This window comes from Polaromonas sp. (assembly GCF_018780625.1).
Taxonomy (GTDB): Bacteria; Pseudomonadota; Gammaproteobacteria; order Burkholderiales; family Burkholderiaceae_C; genus Polaromonas.
Genome location: NZ_JADMJK010000109.1, coordinates 1 through 4,749 on the forward strand (window position 1 = coordinate 1; position 4,749 = coordinate 4,749).

Sequence of the window (4,749 nt, forward strand, 5' to 3'; positions counted from 1 at the left end):
GAGTAGCTCAGTTGGTAGAGCGCAACCTTGCCAAGGTTGAGGTCGAGAGTTCGAGCCTCTTTTCCCGCTCCAATTCAAAGGGCAGCACTTCAAAATGCTGCCCTTTTTGGTTGGAAAATTTGAAAAATGACAGGGCGCGGTAACAAAGCGGTTATGTACCGGATTGCAAATCCGGCTAGCCCGGTTCGACTCCGGGCCGCGCCTCCATCCAGTTGTTGCCAAAAGCCCCTGCAATGGGGCTTTTTTGTTTGACAATACGGTGTAATGGTTTTGGGCCTGAGTGGTGAAATAGGTAGACACAGCGGACTTAAAATCCGCCGCTTCGCGAATAGCGGGCGTACCGGTTCGATTCCGGTCTCAGGCACACCCCCACGCCCCGGGCACCCCCTTGAAAATTGGGTAAGATAAATTCCATGACCCGTTACAACACACCTTTTGAAATCCACGTTCACGGCGAGGTTCCCTTGCGAGCGGATGTCACCTTTGAGCAATTGCAGGAGGCGCTCAAGCCGCTGTGGACTTACGCCGGCTCGAAGTCACTCGCAGCGGGCGCAGCCAGCACCTACGAAGAAGAGCCCGGCATTCAATTTGATGTCAAGAAGCATGTGCTCCAGATGTGCTGGACGGTGCCCGGCGACGAGGATTTTCGTCAGGCGCTCGATGAAATGTGCATGGGCCTGAATGACCTGGCCGAAGTGGGTGCACCGATCGAGGTGACGTTTTACGACGCGGACTTCGACGATGAGGAGGAGTCTGCCGAAGGCGATGAGGCGCGTGATGACTTTGCCATGTATTTCGTCGGCCCGACGCCCGCCGCCATCATGCAGGTTCAGCGCGACTTGCTGGTGCAGGACATGATTGGTCTCATGGAACGGCATTTTGACGCCTCGGAGTTGGGTGACGTCGTGCTGGCCGTGGACAAGTTGTTTGCCCACCGCTTTGATTCCCTGGTCAACTCCATGCAACTCGGCAGGCCGCCGCGTGGATCCGGTGGGTCGCAGGGCGGAACGGGCCATGGGGGCGGCCGCAAACCGCGGCACCTTCACTGAATTTCCACTAAGGCAGGCTTGGTTCCTGTCCGGCCGCCGGGCAGGCGCCCTGCTCGCCGGCAAAGCCCAGGCCAGTCAAATAGACGTTCACCACGCAAGGGCCGACCTGGAGCAGGTCGAAGGCTTGCGGTTCCAGTAACCAGTTCTGGATCAGGCCATCGATTAGCGCATGCAGGCCTTGGGCGGCCGTCGCGGTGGGCATGGCCAACTTCATGTCGGTCTGATGGCATGCGGCGTCCATGCTTTGTTCAATCCGGCTCAAAAAACCGTGGCGCACCGCCAGATGGCGAAGACGAACGGCCTGAAGCTCTTCGATGTATTCCACTTTGTGGGTGGCGACCTCAAACACACGGCGGGTCTGCGCATCGGTCACGATCCGTTGAAGCGCTTCGACGGTGACGCGCCGTATCCGCTTCAAGGCGTCCACGCCTGCGCCGCAGCCCGCATCACGTCCGCCATCCTCCTGATTGAACGATGCCTCCATAGGCAGGGTGACGCGCTCCATCATGGCGTTGAACAAGTCTGCCTTATCCTTGAAATGCCAATAGACGGCACCGCGCGTGGCGCCTGCGCGCCGCGCGATGTCCTGCAGACTGGTGTGGGAAACGCCTTGCGCCTGAAACAGATGTTCTGCAGCATCCAGCAGCTTGTCGCGGGTTTCCAGCGCTTCTTCTTTGGTTCGACGGGCCAATGGGGATCTCCTGAAGGGTTTTTATAGATGAGTCATCATACATTCATGGCTGTATGTATACTGTAGCATTCGCGAAAACCCTTATTCTTTGCGTCTTCGGTGGTGGAGTTTTTCCTCAGCCGAAGAGGTCGAGCGCTTCATTTTCGCGTTCCCTTCAAAAAAATCCAGGAACAGCATGCCTCCTTCCAGCCTTGCCCATTCTCGTGGTCTTCCCCCATTTGTCCGCGTTCAGCCACTGCTTGCAGTGGCTGCGCTTTCATTGTTCCTGGCCGCATGCGGCAAGGGGAATGCACCGGCGCCCGGTGCTGGCGCAGCGCCGCCGCCGCCCCAGGTCGGCGTTGTCACGGTGACGCCAGGGGATGTGGGCCTGGTGACCGAGTTGCCCGGACGCCTGGAGGCTTCGCGTGTCGCGCAGGTCAGGGCGCGCGCCGCCGGCATTTTGCAAAAGCGCCTGTTTCGTGAAGGCAGTGACGTCAAGGCCGGCCAGCCCCTGTTCACCATTGACTCCGCTCCCTATGCCGCTGCAGCCGCGAGCGCCAGGGCCGGCCTGGCGCGTGCTGAAGCCAATCTGGCGCAAGCCACGGCCCTGGCCGAGCGCTACAAACCGCTGGTCGAGGCCAATGCGATCAGCAAGCAGGAATACGCCAATGCAGTGGCCGCGCAAAAGCAGGCTGCTGCCGATGTCGCCGTGGGCAAGGCCAATGTGCAGACTGCCAATATCACGTTGGGCTATGCCTCGGTGACGGCGCCCATCTCGGGCCGTATCGGCCGCTCGCTGGTGACCGAAGGCGCTCTGGTGGGGCAGGGCGACGCGACGCAGCTCGCTGTCATCCAGCAGATCAATCCGATGTATGTCAATTTCACCCAGTCGGCATCCGACGTGATGAAACTGCGCGCGGCCATGGCCAGCGGCCAGTTCAAGCGGGCCAGCGGCGCCGATGCGGCCAGTGTCCGCATTTTGCTGGAAGACGGCACCGAGTACCAGCAGCCAGGAAAATTGCTGTTTTCGGACCTGACGGTCGACGCCACCACCGGACAGATCACCTTGCGGGCCGAAGTTCCCAACCCGGGTGGCCAGCTGTTGCCAGGTCTTTATGTGCGCGTGCGGCTGGAGCAGGCCCAGGCAGCGAATGCCATTACCTTGCCGCAGCAAGCCGTCACGCGCACGGCGCAGGGCGACACCGTCATGGTGGTGGGCAGCGATGGCAAAGTCACGCCGCGCCCGATCAAGATTGGCTCGGCCAAAGGCACGCAATGGGTGGTGCTGGAAGGCCTGAAAGCCGGCGAGCAGGTGATGGTCGATGGCTTCCAGAAACTGCAGATGATGCCGCCTGGCACGCCGGTCAAGGCCGTGCCCTGGCAGCCGGCAGGTGCAGCACCCGCCGGTGCGGCTTCAGCGCCCGCAGCAGGCGCTTCGGCACCGGCCAGCGCCGCAATGCCCGCTGCCTCAGCGGCAGCGAAGTAAGGAGTACACCGAATGGCAAAGTTTTTTATTGATCGGCCCATCTTTGCGTGGGTGATCGCCCTGTTCATCCTGGTGCTGGGCACCGTGGCAGTCACGCAGTTGCCGATTGCCCAGTACCCTCCGGTAGCACCGCCTTCCATCGTGGTGACGGCCAGCTACCCAGGCGCTTCCGCCAAGACCCTGGAAGACAGCGTGCTGAGCGTGATCGAACGCGAAATGAACGGCTCGCCCGGCCTGATTTACATGGAGTCCGTGGCCCAGGCCAATGGCAGCGGCAACCTGACCCTGACCTTCGAGACCGGCACCAACGCCAACCTGGCCCAGGTCGATGTGCAAAACCGCCTGTCGCGCGCCGCGCCGCGCCTGCCGCAGGCCGTGACGCAGCAGGGCGTGCGGGTGGACAAGTCCAACGCCAACTTCCTGCTGTTCACCATGCTGTCGTCCGACAATCCGGCGATTGATCCGGTGGCGCTGGGTGACTACGCTTCGCGCAACGTGATTCCCGAACTCCAGCGCCTGACCGGCATCGGCCAGGCCCAGCTGTTCGGCACCGAGCGCGCCATGCGCATCTGGATCGACCCGGCCAAGCTGGCGGGCTTTGCGCTGTCATCGGCAGACGTCACCACGGCCATCCGCGCACAAAATGCCCAGATCGCCTCCGGCACGATTGGCGATTTGCCCAATGTGGCCGGCCAGGGCATTGCCGCCACGGTGGTCGTCAACGGCCAGTTGTCCAGCGTCGAGCAGTTCGGCAACATCGTGCTGCGCGCCAAGACCGACGGCTCGACCGTGCGGCTCAAGGACGTGGCCCGGATCGAACTCGGTGCGCAGGCCTATGCCACCTCGGCGCGCCTGAACGGCAAGCCGGCCACCGGCATCGGCCTGCAATTGGCGCCGGGCGGCAACGCCCTCAATGCCGCCAAGGCCGTGCGGGCCAAGATGGAACAACTCAAGCCCTATTTTCCCCAGGGCGTGAACTATTCGATTCCCTACGACAGCTCGCGCTTCGTCAGCATCTCGATCCAACAGGTGGCCATCACGCTGATTGAAGCGGTGGTGCTGGTGTTTCTGGTGATGTTTTTGTTCCTGCAGAACTGGCGCTACACCATCATCCCGACCATCGTGGTGCCGATTGCCCTGCTGGGCACCTTCGCCACGCTGCTGGCGCTGGGCTTTTCGATCAACGTGCTGACCATGTTCGGCATGGTGCTGGTGATCGGCATCGTGGTCGATGATGCGATCGTGGTGGTCGAGAACGTCGAGCGCATCATGAGCGAGGAGGGCCTGCCGCCGCTGGAAGCCACGCGTAAGGCCATGGGCCAGATTTCGGGCGCCATCATCGGCGTCACGGTGGTGCTGATCTCGGTGTTCGTGCCGCTGGCGTTTTTTGCCGGCTCGGTGGGCAACATCTACCGCCAGTTCTCCGCCGTCATGGTCGCGTCGATCGGCTTTTCGGCCTTCCTGGCGCTGTCCCTCACGCCGGCCTTGTGCGCCTCCCTGCTCAAGCCGGTGGAAGCCGGCCATCACCACGAAAAAACCGGCTT

General features: G+C 61.9%; 4 protein-coding genes and 2 tRNA genes. 5 read left to right on the forward strand and 1 reads right to left on the reverse strand.

The window, feature by feature from the left end:
* The first annotated feature begins 133 nt into the window (after nucleotides 1-133).
* From IV091_RS09695 to IV091_RS09705, 3 genes are all read left to right on the forward strand, one after another.
* Nucleotides 134-207, forward strand: a tRNA-Cys gene (locus tag IV091_RS09695).
* A gap of 67 nt (nucleotides 208-274) precedes the next feature.
* Nucleotides 275-364 (forward strand) — tRNA-Leu (locus IV091_RS09700).
* Nucleotides 365-413: 49 nt separating this feature from the next.
* Nucleotides 414-1,049, forward strand: a complete 636-nt coding sequence (locus tag IV091_RS09705; RefSeq protein ID WP_293468115.1) for a DUF6806 family protein — start codon at nucleotides 414-416, stop codon at nucleotides 1,047-1,049.
* Nucleotides 1,050-1,056: 7 nt separating this feature from the next.
* On the opposite strand, the gene IV091_RS09710 is transcribed toward IV091_RS09705, so the two are convergent.
* Nucleotides 1,057-1,740, reverse strand: coding sequence for a TetR family transcriptional regulator (locus IV091_RS09710; RefSeq protein WP_293468117.1), 684 nt, complete (start codon nucleotides 1,738-1,740; stop codon nucleotides 1,057-1,059).
* A gap of 175 nt (nucleotides 1,741-1,915) precedes the next feature.
* Between IV091_RS09710 and IV091_RS09715 the strand changes: the two genes are divergently transcribed.
* Together IV091_RS09715 and IV091_RS09720 are read left to right on the forward strand one after the other, a co-directional pair.
* Nucleotides 1,916-3,205 carry an efflux RND transporter periplasmic adaptor subunit gene (locus IV091_RS09715; RefSeq protein ID WP_293468119.1) on the forward strand — a complete coding sequence of 430 codons (1,290 nt, stop codon included), beginning with the start codon at nucleotides 1,916-1,918 and terminating at the stop codon, nucleotides 3,203-3,205.
* Between the two features lie 12 nt (nucleotides 3,206-3,217).
* Nucleotides 3,218-4,749, forward strand: a 1,532-nt coding sequence (locus IV091_RS09720) for an efflux RND transporter permease subunit (protein ID WP_293468120.1), incomplete at its 3' end; no start/stop codon positions are given.